The sequence below is a fragment of the Pseudoalteromonas sp. APC 3358 genome (assembly GCF_030408075.1).
In the GTDB taxonomy this organism is placed as follows: Bacteria; Pseudomonadota; Gammaproteobacteria; order Enterobacterales; family Alteromonadaceae; genus Pseudoalteromonas; species Pseudoalteromonas arctica.
This window is the reverse complement of sequence record NZ_JASDCE010000001.1, coordinates 510870-529713: the sequence shown is the minus strand read 5'-3', so window position 1 is coordinate 529713 and position 18844 is coordinate 510870. Positions and strand designations below refer to the sequence as shown.

The 18844-nt window shown below is 38.0% G+C and carries 13 protein-coding genes; 5 read left to right on the top strand and 8 right to left on the bottom strand.

Annotation, left to right across the window (positions count from 1 at the left end; translation table 11 throughout):
- Window positions 1–203 precede the first annotated feature (203 nt).
- Together QL995_RS02320 and QL995_RS02315 are read right to left on the bottom strand one after the other, a co-directional pair.
- The gene (locus tag QL995_RS02320) at window positions 204–1337 is read right to left on the bottom strand and encodes a DUF1570 domain-containing protein (protein WP_290292309.1); all 1134 of its coding nucleotides are present in this window, start codon (window positions 1335–1337) and stop codon (window positions 204–206) included.
- Window positions 1338–1339: 2 nt separating this feature from the next.
- Window positions 1340–1825: a hypothetical protein gene (locus QL995_RS02315; protein WP_290292306.1), complete on the bottom strand. Its 486-nt coding sequence runs from the start codon at window positions 1823–1825 to the stop codon at window positions 1340–1342.
- A 686-nt stretch (window positions 1826–2511) separates the two neighbouring features.
- On the opposite strand from QL995_RS02315, the gene QL995_RS02310 reads away from it, so the two are divergent.
- On the top strand, window positions 2512–5664 hold the full coding sequence (locus QL995_RS02310; protein ID WP_290292302.1) for a DEAD/DEAH box helicase: 3153 nt from the start codon (window positions 2512–2514) through the stop codon (window positions 5662–5664).
- Window positions 5665–5692: 28 nt separating this feature from the next.
- Here the strand turns inward: QL995_RS02310 and QL995_RS02305 are convergent, their stop codons facing one another.
- From QL995_RS02305 to QL995_RS02285, 5 genes are all read right to left on the bottom strand, one after another.
- Window positions 5693–7663, bottom strand: a complete 1971-nt coding sequence (locus QL995_RS02305) for a hypothetical protein (protein WP_197149859.1) — start codon at window positions 7661–7663, stop codon at window positions 5693–5695.
- A 35-nt stretch (window positions 7664–7698) separates the two neighbouring features.
- Window positions 7699–9543: a hypothetical protein gene (locus QL995_RS02300; protein WP_290292299.1), complete on the bottom strand. Its 1845-nt coding sequence runs from the start codon at window positions 9541–9543 to the stop codon at window positions 7699–7701.
- A 68-nt stretch (window positions 9544–9611) separates the two neighbouring features.
- On the bottom strand, window positions 9612–10325 hold the full coding sequence (locus QL995_RS02295; RefSeq protein WP_197149864.1) for a hypothetical protein: 714 nt from the start codon (window positions 10323–10325) through the stop codon (window positions 9612–9614).
- Window positions 10326–10924: 599 nt separating this feature from the next.
- Complete coding sequence (locus tag QL995_RS02290; protein WP_290292295.1) at window positions 10925–12073, bottom strand: HNH endonuclease domain-containing protein; 1149 nt, start codon at window positions 12071–12073, stop codon at window positions 10925–10927.
- Window positions 12070–12666 (bottom strand): class I SAM-dependent methyltransferase, encoded by a 597-nt coding sequence (locus QL995_RS02285; protein WP_290292293.1) that lies wholly within the window; start codon window positions 12664–12666, stop codon window positions 12070–12072. Before QL995_RS02285 ends, QL995_RS02290 begins: the two co-directional genes overlap by 4 nt.
- A gap of 414 nt (window positions 12667–13080) precedes the next feature.
- Between QL995_RS02285 and QL995_RS02280 the strand changes: the two genes are divergently transcribed.
- On the top strand, window positions 13081–13380 hold the full coding sequence (locus QL995_RS02280; protein ID WP_290292291.1) for a helix-turn-helix transcriptional regulator: 300 nt from the start codon (window positions 13081–13083) through the stop codon (window positions 13378–13380).
- Window positions 13381–13577: 197 nt separating this feature from the next.
- Here QL995_RS02280 and QL995_RS02275 read toward each other — a convergent pair whose 3' ends face one another.
- Window positions 13578–14822, bottom strand: coding sequence for a UPF0149 family protein (locus QL995_RS02275; RefSeq protein ID WP_290292290.1), 1245 nt, complete (start codon window positions 14820–14822; stop codon window positions 13578–13580).
- Between the two features lie 196 nt (window positions 14823–15018).
- On the opposite strand from QL995_RS02275, the gene QL995_RS02270 reads away from it, so the two are divergent.
- The 3 genes from QL995_RS02270 to QL995_RS02260 all read left to right on the top strand — a co-directional run bounded on the left by QL995_RS02270 (window position 15019) and on the right by QL995_RS02260 (window position 18400).
- Window positions 15019–15759: an ABC transporter substrate-binding protein gene (locus tag QL995_RS02270; protein WP_290292287.1), complete on the top strand. Its 741-nt coding sequence runs from the start codon at window positions 15019–15021 to the stop codon at window positions 15757–15759.
- 7 nt (window positions 15760–15766) lie between these two features.
- Window positions 15767–16507: a transporter substrate-binding domain-containing protein gene (locus tag QL995_RS02265; RefSeq protein WP_290292285.1), complete on the top strand. Its 741-nt coding sequence runs from the start codon at window positions 15767–15769 to the stop codon at window positions 16505–16507.
- A 294-nt stretch (window positions 16508–16801) separates the two neighbouring features.
- Window positions 16802–18400 carry an ABC-F family ATPase gene (locus tag QL995_RS02260; protein WP_010555514.1) on the top strand — a complete coding sequence of 533 codons (1599 nt, stop codon included), beginning with the start codon at window positions 16802–16804 and terminating at the stop codon, window positions 18398–18400.
- Window positions 18401–18844 lie beyond the last annotated feature (444 nt).

Here is an 18844-nt window from a genome sequence, read left to right as displayed (position 1 = left end):
CTTTCAAGTTTGAACGTATATTTACTTTCTATAAGTAAACTTTACTTTACTTATAGAAAGTAAAATAAAAACACAACCCCATAAGTAAAACATAAATTACTTATGGAAAGTTAATGACATTTTGAGCTTAATAGCCAAGCTAAACACCTGTAGGCGCCCAGCTTGCTCACGCGAAAAGCGAAGCTTTTAAACTTTTACCTTATTTAAAATATATGCGCTTTCAAAGGTTTTTTTAACCTCTGAGAATATTCACGATTAAGATTAGGAAATTGCTTATACATCATCGTTTTTAATTGCTTTTCAGATAGCTTATTACAGAGAAATTCTTGCTCAGCAAGCATTATATTCTTAAGTAACGATCGCCCTGCTCGAGTATCCATTAAAAAGTAAATTGCAGCCCAACTGCTTGCGTACAGCTTACTGGTATCACCTTTTTTCCACGAGTCATCCAAACCCACTAACGAATCAATCGAAAATACACTTTTAGTAATATTGTTATTTTTCGTCCATGAACTATTCGACTCAACAATAGCTGTTTGCATATTACTTTTAGTAAGCTCAAAGTATTCTGCAAATCCCTCATTAAACCATCTCGGGGTGTAGCCTAAAACTGCTTTATTAATGGCGTGCACTGCTTCATGTACCGCAGTTCGCATTGCACTGTGTGCATTATCATAATGAATAAAAGCAGAATTACTCGCGTGAAAATACATACCCGCAGTGTTTGTAGGGTTACCACCGCGCTGCTTTATTGCAGCCTCATAAGTGCGGCGCGTAGGCAATACCGTTAAATTAAGCTTTACCTTTTTAAGTGCATGCACGCCAATAATCTGCCCGTATACTTTAAATACAGTATTAAGTTTTATACGTAACTCTTGGTTAAATGATGAAGGTAAATTAGGCGTATTTAAAGTGAGATCAAAGTAATCTAACGGTTCAGTAAAACCAGTATCGTAAGTTGCTACTGCAAAATCCGGTTTTTTATCACTAAAATGCGGTACACCGTCACTGTCTGTCCATGTAAATATATCGCCACTTCGTTTATATTTAACCTTACCCAACGACACATCCACGCAGCGAGTATTGTTAGCTTGCGATAAGTGATTATCGGCAGATACTGATACATTTTGTAAAGTTGCCGAGCTTACATTTTCGAGCTGCTTAGTTGCTAACGGTTCAGTAGCTACCTGCGACGATAAACTATTATAAATTCGTTTAACCTCGCCTATAGGATCGTGATAATTAAATACCCGCCCAGTAAAATGATTAGCAATGAGCGCCGATGCAATTAGCAGCACAAAAAATACAAACACCACGCGCAATTTTGTTTTGAACATATTTATGGGCGCCCTTGCCACTGTGCTTCAAACAACTCTTTTTGCTTACCCCGATACTCGCTACACCATACAAAGTCGGCCGACTTCATCCCTTTCTTACGGCAACGTTTGGGCAATTTATAAAATTTTGACCAAGCATCAAGCTTAGCGGCATCTTTATAGCTATCGCTGTGCAAAGACATGTTTGATACTTTTTGATTGAGTAACCAATTTCTATTAGGCGTACGAGTTGGGGTAGAAGAAGTAGCCTGATAAGCGCTACCACTCTTTTTAGGCTTACTGCAGTGATTAGCAAGTAAGGTAAATAGCGCTTTATCGCGTGCAGTTAAACGCTCACCTTCTTTATTACTGTAGCCACTTCTAAATTGAGAGCGAATAGTTTCGCGCTGCTTTTTAATGCTATCGCATTGGGCTTGTGTGTAAGCCTCACCAGCTTGAGGAAAAGTTGTAAATACGCTAATAAATACCAGTAAAATCCATTTAATCATTATTCATTCCCTGAATTAAAACTTTAAAATAGTGTACCTATAAATGTGAAAAAACACATCAACATTACTAATCCAAAAAGTAAAAATTAAAGCTGTAGGTGGGAGTTCACCTTGTGTCTTGGTTTTTAAAAAGCACCCGCGAGGTATAAAACCTCACCTACAATAATTAAATCACCACACTCAACAAAAGCGTAGGTGCGATTTTACATCGCGCTTTCTCTTTAGTAACTAGCTCATTACTCCAATCAACGCTACAAAGCTCACCTAAACACCTGTAGGCGCTCAGCTTACTCGCGCGAAAAGCGCAGCTTTTAAAATAATTTACTTATATCGCGTTGGCGATGGCAACCAAAGAGAAGTAACCGCCGACTTCTCTTTGGAATCTCTCGGCGCCCCTCAATTTCACTTATCTTTAAACACTAAATTAATTTGAACGTAAACGCGATGAACGCACATCCATGTGCAAGCATCGCTTTCCTCGAATCCATGCGAGGTAATTACTCATTAATTATGTGTTTGCAGGTGAAGTTGAAGGGGATAATTTCTTAGCATCATCATTTGATTACTCCCTCGGCTAATACTTAACTCACACGTTTGTACTTAATTACTAGTAACTTAGTCGATTATTACTTGTAGCTGTACCGTATTTTAGTAAACTAACTACTCGCAAACAGGGAGTGGTTTTAATGCAGCAAATTGGTATTTACGAGCAGTTAATTACGCAAGTAATTGAGCAAAACTTAAATCGTGATCAATTTTATGTGGGCGAGCGCCAGCTTGAAACGGCCGAAGCGGCAACATGGCTTTCACGCTTTTTAGGTAAGCTTGTTGAGCATGCCATAAATGCCATTCCCAACTCGAACGAGCGCCTACAAGAACAAATTAGCCTAGCTAACAGCCTTGTACTTTGGCTTAAAGATCATATTCGCGATGACGAGCTAATAAACGAAAATCTGATCGACAGCCAAGGCCGAATACTCACTGCGCTATTTAATACTCAAAACCCAATTGCAGCCAACCTTAAAGAGTACTCTGCCGATATATTCCCACTCACAGGGCTTACACAAAGCGAATTATTTAGCGGTGCTAATGCAGGTATATCGCTCGAAACCGAGCTAAAGCGCGAGATTAAATCGTCCGACACTATTTACTGGCTGGTCTCATTTATAAAATGGACAGGGCTACGCATTTTTAAAAATGAGCTTGAAGCGTTTACCAAAAGCGGCAATAAACTCAAAGTTATTACAACTTCGTACATGGGCGCAACGGATGCTAAAGCCGTTGAGTTTTTAGCAAACCTACCAAATACCGAAGTAAAGCTAAGTTATAATAATCAGCAAGAACGCCTACACGCTAAATCCTACTTATTTATGCGCAATACGGGTTTTCACACAGGCTATATTGGCTCGTCTAACTTATCTCATTCGGCGCTTACCAGCGGCCTTGAATGGAACTTAAAAATTACCGCGCAAGAAATTCCGCACATAATAGCTAAAACCAAAAGTACGTTTGAAACCTACTGGGAATCAAAAGACTTCGAGCTATTTACAGGCGCTGTTGAGTGTAAAGAAAAGCTCATCAATTCACTTAACGAACAGCGCGGTGTTGGGCAATCAAGCAGCCAGTTTTATTTTGATATAACACCAAAAACGCATCAGCTCGCTATTTTAGAAAAGCTAAGTGCTGAGCGCAGCGTACATAATCGTTTTAAAAACTTAGTAGTTGCTGCAACCGGCACGGGTAAAACCATCATATCGGCGTTCGACTTTAAAACCGTTTACGATAAAAACCCAAACGCACACTTTTTGTTTATAGCCCACCGTGAAGAAATACTAAAACAAGCACAAAGCGCTTACCGTGGAGTGCTTAAAAATAACGACTTTGGTGAGCTGTGGGTCGGTAACTACAAACCACAACGCTACAATCAATTATTTGCGTCAATCCAAACATTAAACAGCCAAATTGAATCGCTCAATTTAACCAGCAATTACTACGACTACATAGTGATAGACGAAGTACATCACGTAAGCGCTGCAAGTTATCGCGCTATTTTAAGTTACTTTACGCCCACAATATTACTTGGCCTCACCGCTACACCAGAGCGACAAGATGGCGCAAATATACTCGATGATTTTTGCGGAGTTATAGCCGCTGAAATTCGCTTACCAGAGGCAATAAATCAACGCCATTTATGCCCGTTTCAATACTTTGGATTGGATGACGACATCGACCTAAGCCAAATAACGTGGCGAGGCGGCCGTTACGATATAAGCGAACTAAGTAACCTTTATACAGGTGAAAACAGCCGCGCTAACAAAATTATATCCAGCCTTGCTGATATCGTAACCAATGTTCAAACCATTAAAGCACTCGCGTTTTGTGTAAGCCAAAAACACGCGGAGTTTATGGCCTCTAAATTTAACCTAGCAGGCATAAACGCCGATGTGCTCACCAGCAAAAACACCAATGAGCGCGCGGCTAAACAGCAAGCTCTACGCCAAGGCGAAATACAAATACTTTGCGTGGTTGATATTTTTAACGAAGGGGTCGATATTCCAGAAGTCGATACTCTACTGTTTTTACGCCCAACTGAAAGCTTAACGCTGTTTTTGCAGCAACTAGGCCGTGGTTTGCGCCTGCCCGACAACAGCCAAAAGCAATGCTGTACCGTGCTCGACTTTGTAGGTAATGCTCGCCCAGAATACGACTTTGCCAGTAAATTTCGCGCACTCATTGGTAAAAGTAACCAGCCTATAAAAACCGAGATTGAAAACAACTTCCCGCATTTACCGCTAGGTTGTCGTATAGAGCTACAAAAGTATACTCAACAAACAATATTAAAAAACATTCAGCAAGCTATAAACTCTAAACGCCGTTTACAGCAGCTTATAAATAGCTATTCGCAACATACTAATGACGCGCTTACGCTAAGTAATTTTTTACGCATAAACCCACAAGTTACTCTTGAAGATATTTACAAACCAAAAGATAAAAAGCTCGGCGGTTGGCACTGGCTTAAAGGCGATGAAATTTCAGCAGAGCAAGTCGATATTTACACTGCGTATTACCGCGCCATCAACACTCAACTACTCGGCTGCGACTCACTCAGTTATTTATGCTTTTTACGTGATTTATGTAAAAACGACTTTAGCTTTACCCCAACACCACAAAACCAACAGTACGCGCTTATGGCGCATTACAACTTTTGGGATTGCACAGGTAAAAGCTTGGGGTTTAAAACGCTTGAACAAAGCTTACAAGCACTTAAACACAAAGACCTACAGCACGAACTTGCTCAAGTAATTACACTATTAATAAACCGTATTCACCAACAAGAAAGTGACTTAGTGTGTTTACCTAATCACGCAATAAAATTACACAGCCGCTACACACGCCAACAAATACTCGCAGCTTTTGGGGCTCACACGTTTGATAAAAAATCGACCGCCCGCGAAGGCGTTTTAGAATTTAAAAAACAAAACTTAGAGCTGTTATTTGTAACACTTAACAAATGCGAAAAAACCTACTCGCCCACCACGCTATATCACGACTACGCAATCAGCCCTACTTTGTTTCATTGGCAAACACAAAACAGCGCCCGCCCAGAACACGGCCGTGGCCTTAGTTATATTAAACATCAGCAAACAGGCAAAACCATCCTGCTATTTGTGCGCGAACAAGGCAAAGACGAAAACGGCAGAACCATGGGGTTTGTAAACTACGGCGAAGTTATGTACCAACACCACAACGGCAGTCAGCCGATGAATATAACGTGGGAATTAACAAACCCCATGCCAAGTGAAATGTGGCATGAGGCTGGGAAATTAGCTGTTGGGTGAATAAAATTATTTTTGCTTAAAAATATTTTTAATTAAATTTGAATGTATTATTTGGACAAAAATAATTTTCCCAATGGGCTTCCCAGTTATCTGATAACGAAAATAAAGGATTAGAGTTTCTATTATCAATAACTAACCATTGTTCATCCATAACAGTCTTGTTGTCACGTAATGCTCTAGAAATATTATTAGCTTTTTTTCTTTGTTCGTTTTTAGCAACATTCTCATTATAAGCTTGAGTTATTTCGGCCCCCGTACTTTTTTTAAAACCCATATTATCGCGGATGACTAATCCGATAAAAACAATAGGTATATACACTGTATTTTTTAACTTTAATGATCCGATATTAGGAGGTAGAGAGTTTATGATTTTAAAATTTGAATCACTATAGTCATCTTGGACTTTTCCCGTGTGCTTGGCATGCAGATATATGTCGTCTGTGGTTTCAAATAAAGGGAGAGTTGAGCTACTTTTATATTCTTGAAGGTCCAAAATTGCATCTTTAACAGATCTAAAGTCAATTTTTGGAATTTCCACATATTGACTATCATCAATTATCAGTCCCTTAGGTTCATCTTTAGTAGCCAATAAATCTGCATAGCATCCATAGTCTAATGCATATAAACTAAAGCGTTTACCTCTGTGGCTTTTGGCTGAAACTCCTTGCTTAACTAAGTGAATGATTCTCGAATCATATAAGAAATCTATAATTTCATCCTTAGTATCTAATTTTAATAAAAAGCCGCGTGAGTGCCTTTGTCCTATAACTTTATTGATGATCCAATCTAACATCTGAATAGCGCCGCTATTCGAATTAACATCCTTACTTTTATTCGTATTAAACCAACGACTTGCTGATTCCCTTATTGCAGTAACACTAATCCTACCAGAAGGATTATGTAATACTGCATTTGAAATAATATGTAGTCCATCTCTTGGAATACCTTCAGCAGCCCTTACAAACTCTTCAAATGCTCTGCTGGAGGCAAAAAGTTCTAATAAAAAAGATTTACAGTCACTATTACAAGTTGGCTCTAAAGCCATGCTATGTTTATGAATGAGCTGGCCAAAGAAATTTATAGCTTTGTTTCTATCATTATCAAATACCATAAATTCATCTAAATTGATTGAAGAAGAAGCTTCTGCTGATACTTCAATACCAATTGATTTATCACTATTATAAAGCCTGAGTTGACAACGATGCTCAATGGCCGCAATTTTTACATTTATACTAATTACACTAAAAATCGTTCTTTTAATGCTATCAGCTAAATAAGGTTGCAGTTCAATAGGAATCTCACTCCACTCGTCTAGTAAAATCCAAAGTTTTTTCTGTGGTAATAGATCTACTATTTTTCTAAGAGCGCGAGTGACAGACCCAATATGAATTTTTCTTCTTTCCACGCCAGAGTTTTTAACTCGAGTACCGTCCGTAGAACTTAAATTATCCGTTCTATTAAATTCAATAGCACATGATGGTGTTGAAAGAAATTTTGCTGTTTTTGTATTGGAAGAAGAAACAGCTTGATTATAAGATGATTCCACTTCTTTATTTCCATCAATGCTGACATTTGTCACTAACTCTAGAAATTGGTCAAGAAGTAAAACAGCCTCTGAAAAATTAAAATCTTCATTGCCACTAACATCCTGGACAATACCAACTAAAGCTTCATGGATATTACATAAAAGATCACAAAACAACCTAGCAGTTCGTTCCATTATGGGTAAGTTAGAATCAGAATAAATACCACAGGTGGATCCTAATAACCTCATATCCAAATCAATAACATGTTCATCATCATTGATTAATTGACTAGATAGATATTTTAATAAGTGTGTTTTTCCTGTTCCTCGGCGACCATAAATTAACTGATTCTCTTCTAAACATAGAGTTGGAAAAACATTATCTAATTGGACAAATGATTTTATTAAGTAATCACTGCCTTTGCGCTCAGCACGTTTAGCAATATTCATAACTATTTTATTATTAGCTAGCATGAGTACCTTCCAAAAGTTTTAGCTAGAAGTAAGAATTAAATATTTTTAGCTATTAACTCAGCCTTCAACAAGCCACCTTTAGTCAGTAGCTTAGGCGCGAAACTTGGGTTACGCTTTGACTTGTATGCATCAAGAATTAACTTAAGGCCATGTGCTTCGAGTAGTGAAATATTAACCTCGGTATCCATCTCAGCAGACTCTATAAAATCATCTGAAAAGCTAGGGGCAATTATTAATACCTGCGCTACGCGCTTACCTTGGTTTTCAGCGCGGGTTACATAGGCTTTTACTTGGCGAGACGTTGTTGAGTATTTTGCAAAATCACCATTTTTACAGGTTTTTGCTTCACCAATAATTATGTCGTTATCACTGAGTGAAATTACTATATCGGCTTTATCTTTAGCGGTGTTTAAGTCTTTTCGTAAGTCTTCATCAATATTAAGCTCTAGTAGTTCAAAAATGGCTTTTGTAACTTCTTCGAATTTAACGCCAATGTCGGCTTCTGTTACATCTGCGCCAGCTTCTCTTAATGCGTTAATATCACGACGTGCTAATGCGTCATAGTTCTCTATTAGCTTATCTGTCGCGTTTGCAAAGCTTTCTAAAATAGCAAAACGTGCATTGCCACGCTTAGAAAGCCCCATGCTGTCGCGAACTTCTCTTACTTCATCATTTGATAGTAAATATAAAATATCGTGAGGAGTAATGCTTAACGCACGTAGTTTTTCGGTATCAATAACTTCGTTCGCTTCAAGTTCAAACGCTTCTTTTAACACTGCTTGCATAGTTGGAAAGTGTTCTTCTAGCGTTTTTAAAAGCTGTTTGAAGCCGCTTGCGCTCAGCGAATCAAACTCTTTTTCTGTAGCGCCTGATAGCGATGACAGTATCAGACCAATGCGCTCATCTAAAGTAGTGCCTAGTTTTTCTGTATCAATTTCTAAATCTTGTATCAGCTGCTTTAATCTGTCTTTGCGTTGATTTTGGTTATCTTCAACGTTATGAATATCGTCTGATAATAATTTAGCTGCGCTAATTCCTGAATGTATAATTGTTTGAATTTTATCAGTTCGGCTTACGCCTCTAATTTTACGACCATGGGCTTTTAAGGCATTGGAAAGTTCGGCATCTGTTAGCGTTCTAAGTATTCTTAGCACGTATTTATCAGCTAAATCTTTTCCTTGGATCTCATTCAATAGCGTAACTATTTCATCAGGGATGAATACTTCTTGTCGCTTTTTGCTGATAAATAATAACCCCATATCTCTGAGGCTATTTAAGGCATCTAGCACTCCATTTTTAGGAATAACATCAACTAAATGCTCTACAGCAGCGCATTCATCAGTAGTTAAATTAAGTTCATTAGCCAGAACGTTGAGAACACTGCGCTCATCATCTGTAACTTTAGCTTCTCGATTATTTTTTTCATCATTAAAGTATGCTTCTTTCATACAAGCATGGTAAATTTTTAAGGCTCGGTTTCGCTCTAAAACACTTTCGGCTGCGCCTTGCTGGATACACTCTTTGAGCTCTTTTGATAGCTTAGATAACTCAACCCATTCTTTTTCATAAAGTGACTCTATCCAACTAATTCTTGCTACACCATTCCCGTCTCGACTTAAAATATTCACCAATAAGTTAAGCTGAGCGCTACTCATTAATATTTGTTCTTGGACAGAGATTTTGAAGAAGTCACGAACAGTATTGAATAGTTGAGTAATTTCACTACCTGAGGCATTTTTAATTTGACCGTCGATATTATCGATTGTTTTAGCTAGTTTTTTATTGTTTTTAGCGGCATCAGAACAAAGACGATCGAGGCATGAAATGAATTTTGATTTTTCTACTTGGTTAACAACTGATAAAACTTGGTTGAGTTTCATTTTATAGAGTCCTTTCTAATTATGTTTCAAATAAGGTAACAGTAAATTACTACTAGGGCAATAATCGTTCAGCTAGGATTAATCTTATGGTTAGTGCTTCGAAACTCTATACAACTATTTGGGATTGTAATAGTTGTTTCCCCGTCATATATAGAATGATAAAGCGTAGAGCTTTTGATGTTGAAAAAAGGCCCTGAGAAAGATTTTGATACAGAATCACACTTTATTTTTATATTACTTTTTACAGAGCTTTTATCATTTTTCATTAGCTCGATTTGTTTGTCTGCATGGGCAAGTAAATCCTCAGCATCAACTTTAGCAACTAAAGCAGCTGGAATTATAGAAACAATTAAAAAAACAAATAAAGAATAAGCTATAACAAGAATATTCACCCCACAACGTTGAATTTTATTAGGTTTGTTAATCTCTATAGGTTTTATCAGGTCTCTCTCTGTGTAAGATTTAACGTTCTTGTTTGTACTGTTAAAGCTACTAAATTTTAACTTAGACCAATTGATAAATTTATCATTAATGAAGATAGCTATTACACCAAGACATATACATAAAAGTATGAAAACCAAGAAAGGTTGTTGTAGGTACATTGCCATTGTGTTTAATAGTACTTGTTCGAAGTTGATAGGATAATAATCAGTATCAACATTTAGCAGCTCTAAATATTTAGAATAATAAACAGTTCCTTGAATATAAAAGAAAACTGTTAACAGCCAAATATATTTTTGTAAAAGATCTAACGTAGTTTTTACTATCTCTGATATCTTCATTTTCATTTCCTAATTAGCCAAAATCAACCAACTGGTCTCAACTTTTCGAAAGCATGCCTAGAAGTTAAAAACCCCACTTTGCATGAGGAAGGTCAGTACTTACAACCAATAAAAATTGCATTTTTAATTTAACAAGCGCGATGTAAACTCCCGCCTACATTCATAAACATCAATCTACCAGCACACGCCAATTCCCCGTGATCACACCTGAAACTTAGTTAATGATGAGTAATTTACAGCATGGATGCTGTACAAAGCGTAGCTTGGCCATGGATGGCCTATCTACGCTGGTTACGTTCACATTATTAACGTAAGTTGAAGATACAGTGTGATCCTCGGGTGCGCCGTGGGATTCCAAAGGGCGGTCGGCGGCAGCCGCCCTTTGGTTGCCATCGCCAACGCGATATAACCTCGAATAGAGGTTTTTAAACCTTTAAACCCACATCAAAACACCAATTTATGAGCGCGATATAAAATCGCACCTACACATTAATTACATCGAAGTTTAAAAGCTTCGCTTTTCGCGCGAGCAAGCTCTGCGCCTACAACCCAAAGCGCGAGATAAACTCCCGCCTACAGCACGAACTACAAATTCTGTATTACACGTCATACCTTGGCTTTTCTTCCGCTACTAAATCCAGCCCTGTACTTGGTTGCTGATATTTAAAACTAGCCGCTTCTTCAAAATAACCTTTCTTTACCCATAACTTTGCACTGTTAGCCTGTGCAACCTGATACGCCCAATCACTAACCGAAAGCGACTTATCTGAATCACAATAAAAGTAAGGTTGGAGTTTATTGGCGATTTCGGCTTTGTGTGTATCGAGGTTTTGTTCTAGCCAGCGGTCGCGGTGAGCGAATGCTGCAAGGTGGTCTCGCTTATTGTTATTACAATCAGCATGCGCAGCAACAAAGTTATGTGCTAAGTCGTTTGGATAACGCTTAAACGGAATAAAATGATCGATCTCTGGTGTTTTTTTAGTTTCTTTTTCGTTTTTTAGATTCATTGGCTTTTGGCAATAAAAGCAAAGCCCTTTTTGAATATCAATAAGCAGCGGCGCAACTACTTTTAAAGCAGTTCTATTAGTACCAAACAAAAACTCTTGTAGCTGGCTTTGCGATCCTAATAGCGTTTGATTCGCTTTTATTGTTTGTACTTTTTCTACCCATTCAGTAACACTAAGATGCACAACCAAATCGTAAAAACGCCTAAAGCACTGAGCAATACCTACATTTAAAACAATTCGCTTTGGCTCTCTGCCTTTACCTAAAAGTGTATGAGGATATAAAAAGCACTCTTCTTTTCCCGAAAGTAACTGCAAGCGCCAAAGAGGTCCATCAATAAATGTACGCCGTAATGAGCTTATTACTTTGCTGTATTGCTGATGATTTTTGAAAGCGTTATAACTTTTAATACCTGCATTTTGCAGCTTAAATATCTCGGTAATGAACTTTGCTTGGCCTAAGCTATTTTGCTTAAGTAACATATCTTCGGCATTGGTTATTATATCTGTTGTACCCAACGCATAGGGCACTGAATGATTCCAATACAGTTGAATAAACTTATCAACCAAAGTGTCGATTTCAATTTCCATTGGAGCAGCGGGATTACTACTTTTATGCTCTACACACACATCAGCAATTGCATGTAACAATGCATATTTATAAGTAGCTGTGAATTCACCTTCAACTAACATTCGCTGAATATAAGCAATAAAGTCGAGTTGCTGCTGCATTGCTCCAATCATAAAACGTGCACTACTTTAATAAGCGCATTTAGCCACACTTCACTTTCGCGCTCTGGGCGCTGATCAACACTTTGCCATTGTTTAATAGCTTTTAACTGCGTATTGCTAAGTAAATGCGTTAAAGCATTTTCGTTCAAATCGGTAAATTCACGACCATTATGCACACGCTCTGTATCGCCATATTTAAACGATACATACAAAACGCCATTCGGTTTAAGCGCATTTTGTAGGTTTAAAAACACCTGCGGTAACTCAGCTTTTGGAACGTGTAATAAACTAGCGCAGCACCAAATCCCGTCGTATTGATTTACACAATTTAGCTCTTGGAATGTTTTAACCGCTACAGGTTGTTGTAAGTAACTGCTTGCCAACTCTGCCAGATCTGGGCTTGCATCAAACGCACTTACAGTGAAACCCTGCGCTTTAAAAAATGCGGCATCGCGCGCACTGCCACAACCGGCATCTAAAATACTCCCGTGCTGTGCAACGTGCGGTAAAAACTCAGCATAAAGCGCCGACATATCAACGTTAAGCGTTGAGTCGCTAAAGGCTTTGGCATTTTGGTTGTAATAAGTAAGTGTGGTGTTTGACACGAGACTCACCGCTCCTTGGCTAATCGTTTAACAGCTAAGACACTGTTAATACTGCATTCATTATTTGTTTAATCTACAGGAACAGGCGCATTAAATATAGGCTTAATAAGTAGAAATTTTTAAATTAATACGCCATTGTTATTAAGCACTGATGTTAAGTGATACATACGCAGTATAAAATTTAAAATGCAATACAAACGCCCTTATCTGTGTTCCTCTAGTGTGTTGTCAGATTCCAAGGGCGCTTGCAATCCTTGGTAACAAGATATTAAGCCGCCTCTCACTAAAGCCTCGGCTCTAAAACACCAACAAACAAATTACCAATAACTTTTAAATCATCACTTTTATTTGCAAACAAGCCAAATACCGCTAAAGTAATCATTAATACCTTAATGACCGAGTAGGTACTCATTAATGAGATTGGAACAAGCTTTAAAAATGGCGCAGCGATTAGGGGATTTAATACGCCAGCACCGCACTTTGCATTACACGCAAAGCACCTTTGCAAAAATGATTGGTGTGTCGCGCTCTACTGTGCAAAAACTTGAGCAAGGCGAGACAGTTAAAAGCGATATTTTATTTGAAGCTTTAGTCGTGTTGCAATTACAAGGATCGCTCATGGATGAAGTTAATGAATTAGCCGCCGGAGTAGGTGGCTACAATGCTCGGCAACGTAAAACCAATAAAGTGCAGGTTATTAACGATGACTTCTGAATGTTATGTGTTTATTGACGAGTTTGAAATTTATTATTTCAAGTATGGCGCTTTGCGAACATAAGCGACATTGATGCTGCACGCTTAACAAGCGTGATTTCTACTATTGAATAAAAAACTCAAAAAGCGGTTATGCACTTCAAAATTGAATCTGCGTTATGTTTAGCGCGATATAAATCACGCTAAACGTTTTTTATTTACTTTTTTCTTAGCCAAAAAAGACTCGCAGGCACCGAAACCCACGCCTGCTTACCTAACGAATCAAGATAAACAGCGACTTCTTCTTTACTGCCTGGGCTGTAATATGACGGCTGTTGTTCTTTTAGTTTTTCTTGGCCTGTGAGTATTTTGGTAAAGTGTTTATTTTGCTGCTGGAGCATTTTTTTGTAATCGTTAGCGGGTTTTGAATCACCATGCTTTACAAAAGCACTTAGCGCACGGCTTGCTGTTGTGTGTAGTTCTTGAAAATCAAAGTCGGCCAATAGAGCATCCAACTTGTCCCATTGTTTATCAATGATTAGGCAGTTCATTAATAAAAAGCGGTTTGCTTGATTATCGTTTGGGTTTAGCGTTAATAACGCTTCGAGTTCTGACTGCGCTTTTTGGGTATAACCATGCAGCGCATGTATTTTTGCTCGATGCGCGCGAAGCATCATATAAGGGCGGGTTTCGTGCAAGCCCCAAAAGTGCCCAGTGTTGTCTTTAATAAATTGCTTTGTTATGAGCCCACTTTCCATTATGTCTAGCAACATTTGTATTGGCTCAAGTGCTTTTAGCTCGGTGTCGGCAAGTACCAGTTCAAGTAATTCATCAAGCTCATCCAATTCATCCGGTTCTTCGTCTAAAAAGCTGTTGTTAAATTCGGCCTCATCTTCATCACTTAAAGTTAGGTCATTACTAAATCGAAGTTCAAAAATAGCGTCGGCCATAAAATACACATAATTACGTTTATATTCTTGGGCGTTGTATTGGGCAAATTCACCAAATTCTTTGGCTGCTGCTTTTTCATTAGAAAATGCTTTTAAAACACTGCTTAAGTTATTAAGTGCCTGTTTTTGCCCTGCATCAAGTATACGTTTATTTATATTTTTAAGCGCCTGTAAAACCCCTTTACAGTAACTTGGTAGGGGCATGTTCGGCTTTAACGAATCCCGATAGTCTTGCTTGGATAGGCTGCATTTTGCTGGCATTTTTAATTCGTTTTGAATTACTTTATCCATGCTTTGGTTATACAGAGCCATTAAGCTTTCGAGGTATTTTAGCTCGCTTTCTTTTTGAAAGTTAATATCTCCAAATAAATCAGGTTGCCACTCACTCGGGGTGAGCATTTGAGGTAATGCACCTAACCCCATTAAATAACCTTGTATAAAATAGTAGTTTGGTTGTTTAGTGCTTAATTCACTGAGTTTTATAACATTGTTGCGAATTTTAGTTGGCGACATAACGTGCCCTGCTATGTATAAATTTATTATTAGTGTACCCATAGATAAGGTTACCAACAACGCTAGTTTGGTTGTTTTATCCTAAAATGAATTTTTAACGAAATATTTACAAATTTAAACAAACCCGCGCCGCTAAAATACAAAAGCTGGTTTATACTGTTGTAATAATGAGCAAAAATAATAACTATGAGGCGTAATGAATAAATTAATTACCGTATTTTTATGTTTGCTGTTTACGGCTCCATTTAATGTATTTGCTTGTGAAAGAACCTTTAGCGTGGCATCGCACGATGCTTTTTGGCCGCCTTATGTAATGGGCATTAACGGTAAGCTGCAAGGCTCGGAGGTTGATGCACTCAACATTATATTTGCTGACTCTCCTTTTTGTTTTGAAGTTAAGTTGCTGCCAAATTCTAAGCGTGCTTTTATTGAGCTTAAATACGGCCGTATTGATTTAGGGTGGGCTGCAAGTTATACAGATGAGCGCGCTAAATATGTGCACTTTAGTGATAACTACCGAACTGAAGTTATGCGTTTATACGAAAACAAAAATAATCAGCATAGCGTTAAAAACCTCGAAGACATTTTTAAACAAGGCTTTAGTGTTGGCGCTAACTTTGGAAGCTACTACGGCGAGGAATTTGAGCAATATAAAACTAAATATAAAAAGCAGATTGAATACACCAGTGCAACCAGTAAACGCTTTGAAATGCTTAATAAACAACGTATTGATTTTGCTATTGAAGACGAGTTAGTGGGTGCTTATTTTGGCCAAAAGGGCTCAAATATAAAATTAGTAACCAACATTGAGTATGTAAATAAAGACGATATTTATTTAATGTTTAGCAAAAAAACGGTGTCGGTTACTGAGCTTGCAGTAATTAATGAGCATATAAACAAAAACAAAACAGCACTTAAAGCGCTGTTTAAATACTAGGAGTGTAATGAAAACTTTATTTTTAACATTTACTACACTGCTATTTACTCACTTTAATGCCCTTGCGTGTTCAAAAACATTAGTGATGGGCACTAACGAAACTAATTGGCCGCCTTACCTTGTTAAGCAAGGTGATACATTTTTAGGCACAGAAGTGGATGCTGTAAACGCTATTTTTAAAGATTCAAAATTTTGTATTAAATGGACTTATTTTCCGAGTTTTTCGCGTGTTCAGGCTGAGCTTAAAAATGGCCGAGTAGATATAACCTACGCTGCAAGTTACACAGAACAACGCGCTCAATATGCGCATTTTAGTTTGCCTTATCGCGAAGAAGTTATGCATCTTTATAAACATAAAGATTCGCCTGATGTAACAAGCTTACCTGAGCTTTTTAGTAAGGAGTTTACAGCTGGTATTAACCGAGGAAGCTTTTTTGGTAACGAGCTTGAACAACTAAAAACTAAGTATTCAACACAGGTCGTGCTTACTGCCCAAGCAAATAATCGATTTAGCATGCTAGATAAAAAACGAATTGACTATGTTATTGAAGGCTCAGTGGTTGCGCAGTACTTTGTAAAAAAACACCCCTCAATTACGCAGGTAAAGTCTATTACACCGATTAACGTTAACAATGTGCACTTTATGCTAAGTAAGGAGTCGCTAACACTTGATGACGTGGCGACCGTTAATCAATTAATTACTAAAAATGCAGCCGCTATAAAGTTAATTTATCAACCTGTGCATTAAAGCATGGGTAATAACTTAGCTCTTTGACTGCAACACTTATTTAATATTGCCTGGCATTAGTAATTATTTACATTGTGGGTGTAAGCACATTCAACACTACATACGCTAAAAATAGTGGCTTAAAAACAAGAATTGCCGTTATTTTCGCTTGGTTATAAATTAGCTGCCTTTTATCTTTCATTCGTTGTGGCTGATCTGTATAATTCGCCAGCTAATTTACCCTATTGTCTGGTTCTTGTTTGTGGCGTTTTGCTGCAGCGTACTCCTGTCAGTACTAATCTAGGATTACCCTTTTTGATCTCCACCGCAAATATTACGATGCAGTTTGGCGCAGAGCCGTTGTTTGAAAACATTTCAGCTAAATTTGGTAACGGTAACCGTTACGGTTTAATTGGCGCTAACGGCTGCGGCAAGTCGACTTTCATGAAAATTTTAAGCGGTGCGCTTGTTCCAAGTGCGGGTAATGTATCTATTACTCCAGGGTTGAAATTAGGTAACCTAAGCCAAGACCAGTTTGCTTTTGAGCAATACAGCGTTGTAGACGCGGTAATTATGGGCGACGTGGAGCTTTGGAAAGTAAAGCAAGAGCGCGAACGTATTTACTCGTTACCAGAAATGAGCGAAGACGACGGCATGAAAGTAGCCGATCTTGAAAGCGTATTTGCTGAAATGGACGGTTACACGGCAGAAAGCCGCGCTGAAGAAATTTTGCTTGAAGCGGGTATTGATAAAGAATTTCATTACGGGTTAATGGCAAACGTTGCTCCAGGTTGGAAACTACGTGTGCTTTTAGCACAAGCGTTATTTGCAAATCCTGACATTTTGCTACTGGATGAGCCTACCAATAACTTGGATATTCATACAATTACGTGGCTTGCTAACGAGCTTAACAAACGTAAATGTACGATGATTATTATTTCGCATGACCGTCACTTTTTAAACTCGGTATGTACACACATGGCCGACATTGATTACGGCGAGCTACGTATTTACCCTGGTAACTACGAGAAGTTTTTAGATGCTGCGGGCCTACAACGCGAGCAACTTTTAGCTGAAAACGCTAAAAAGAGCGCTGAAATTGACGAGCTACAAGACTTTGTTAACCGTTTTGGTGCTAACGCTTCAAAAGCCAAACAAGCGAGTTCGCGCGCTAAAAAAATGGATAAAATTAAGCTTGATGAAGTTAAATCTTCAAGCCGTATGAGCCCATCACTTTCGTTTGACGAAGGTAAAAAAATGTATCGTCAAGCGCTTGAAGTTAATAAGCTTGGCCATGGTTTTGATGGCGAAACGTTATTTACTGGTGGCGACTTACTATTAGAAGCTGGCGCTAAGCTTGCTGTAATTGGCGAAAATGGTGTGGGTAAAACTACATTTTTACGCTGTTTAGTAGACGAGCTTAAAAGTAATGAAGGCGAAATTAAATGGTCTGAAAATGCGACCTTTGGTTATTGCCCGCAAGACAGCACTAAAGATTTTGAAAACGATTTAACGTTGTTTGATTGGATGTCGCAATGGCGTACAGCTAAGCACAACGATTTAATGGTTCGTGGCATGTTAGGCCGTTTGTTGTTTACAGCAGACGATTCAAACAAAAAAGCGCGTAACTGTTCTGGTGGTGAAAAAAACCGCCTGTTATTTGGTAAGTTAATGATGCAAGACGTTAATGTGCTTGTTATGGACGAACCAACTAACCACATGGATATGGAAGCCATTGAAGCGCTTAACAATGCGCTTAAAGACTTTGAAGGTACGCTTATTTTTGTAAGCCATGACCGTGAGTTTGTATCGTCATTAGCTACGCGTATCATTGATATTAAAGATAAAAAAGTAATCGACTTCCAAGGTACGTTTGACGAATACCTAGCAAGTTGTGAAGAGAAAAAAGCGTAAACTTTTTCTAATTGCTTATAAAAACGGTGCTAAATTTAGCGCCGTTTTTTTATGTGTGGAATTTGAGTTTAACTATAAAATTAATTAACAAAGGCTTAAATAAATAATTCACTAAGAGGTTAAGAGACGCTACGCTTTTAGAGTCAGTGATAAAATACTCGTTTCTGGCTTGGTTCTTCTCATTTACTCCTCTTTGGCTTCTCCTAGTGCAATAGTTTTTCAAGTAAATAATTCACTAATGGTGATATAAGACGCAGCGCTTTTAAAGTGAGTGATAAAATAAAAAAGCACTGTTTTTTTGACTTTATTTTTCTTAGTTACTGCTGCTTCGCTTTTCCTTATGCAATTAATGGCTCTTATCGCAGAGCTAATTATTCACATTATTTTATTGGTAAATTCTGCATACATCACTGCTTTAAATCTAGTCATATTCTCCTGTAAGTC

What these genes read in the sequence shown, in the direction of transcription:
- QL995_RS02280 (WP_290292291.1), top strand. Translation starts at nt 13,081, where the DNA reads ATGAGATTGGAACAAGCTTTAAAAATGGCGCAGCGATTAGGGGATTTA.
- QL995_RS02270 (WP_290292287.1), top strand. Translation starts at nt 15,019, where the DNA reads ATGAATAAATTAATTACCGTATTTTTATGTTTGCTGTTTACGGCTCCA.
- QL995_RS02300 (WP_290292299.1), bottom strand. Translation starts at nt 9,543, where the DNA reads ATGAAACTCAACCAAGTTTTATCAGTTGTTAACCAAGTAGAAAAATCA.
- QL995_RS02320 (WP_290292309.1), bottom strand. Translation starts at nt 1,337, where the DNA reads ATGTTCAAAACAAAATTGCGCGTGGTGTTTGTATTTTTTGTGCTGCTA.
- QL995_RS02275 (WP_290292290.1), bottom strand. Translation starts at nt 14,822, where the DNA reads ATGTCGCCAACTAAAATTCGCAACAATGTTATAAAACTCAGTGAATTA.
- QL995_RS02295 (WP_197149864.1), bottom strand. Translation starts at nt 10,325, where the DNA reads ATGAAGATATCAGAGATAGTAAAAACTACGTTAGATCTTTTACAAAAA.
- QL995_RS02310 (WP_290292302.1), top strand. Translation starts at nt 2,512, where the DNA reads ATGCAGCAAATTGGTATTTACGAGCAGTTAATTACGCAAGTAATTGAG.
- QL995_RS02305 (WP_197149859.1), bottom strand. Translation starts at nt 7,663, where the DNA reads ATGCTAGCTAATAATAAAATAGTTATGAATATTGCTAAACGTGCTGAG.
- QL995_RS02265 (WP_290292285.1), top strand. Translation starts at nt 15,767, where the DNA reads ATGAAAACTTTATTTTTAACATTTACTACACTGCTATTTACTCACTTT.
- QL995_RS02315 (WP_290292306.1), bottom strand. Translation starts at nt 1,825, where the DNA reads ATGATTAAATGGATTTTACTGGTATTTATTAGCGTATTTACAACTTTT.
- QL995_RS02290 (WP_290292295.1), bottom strand. Translation starts at nt 12,073, where the DNA reads ATGATTGGAGCAATGCAGCAGCAACTCGACTTTATTGCTTATATTCAG.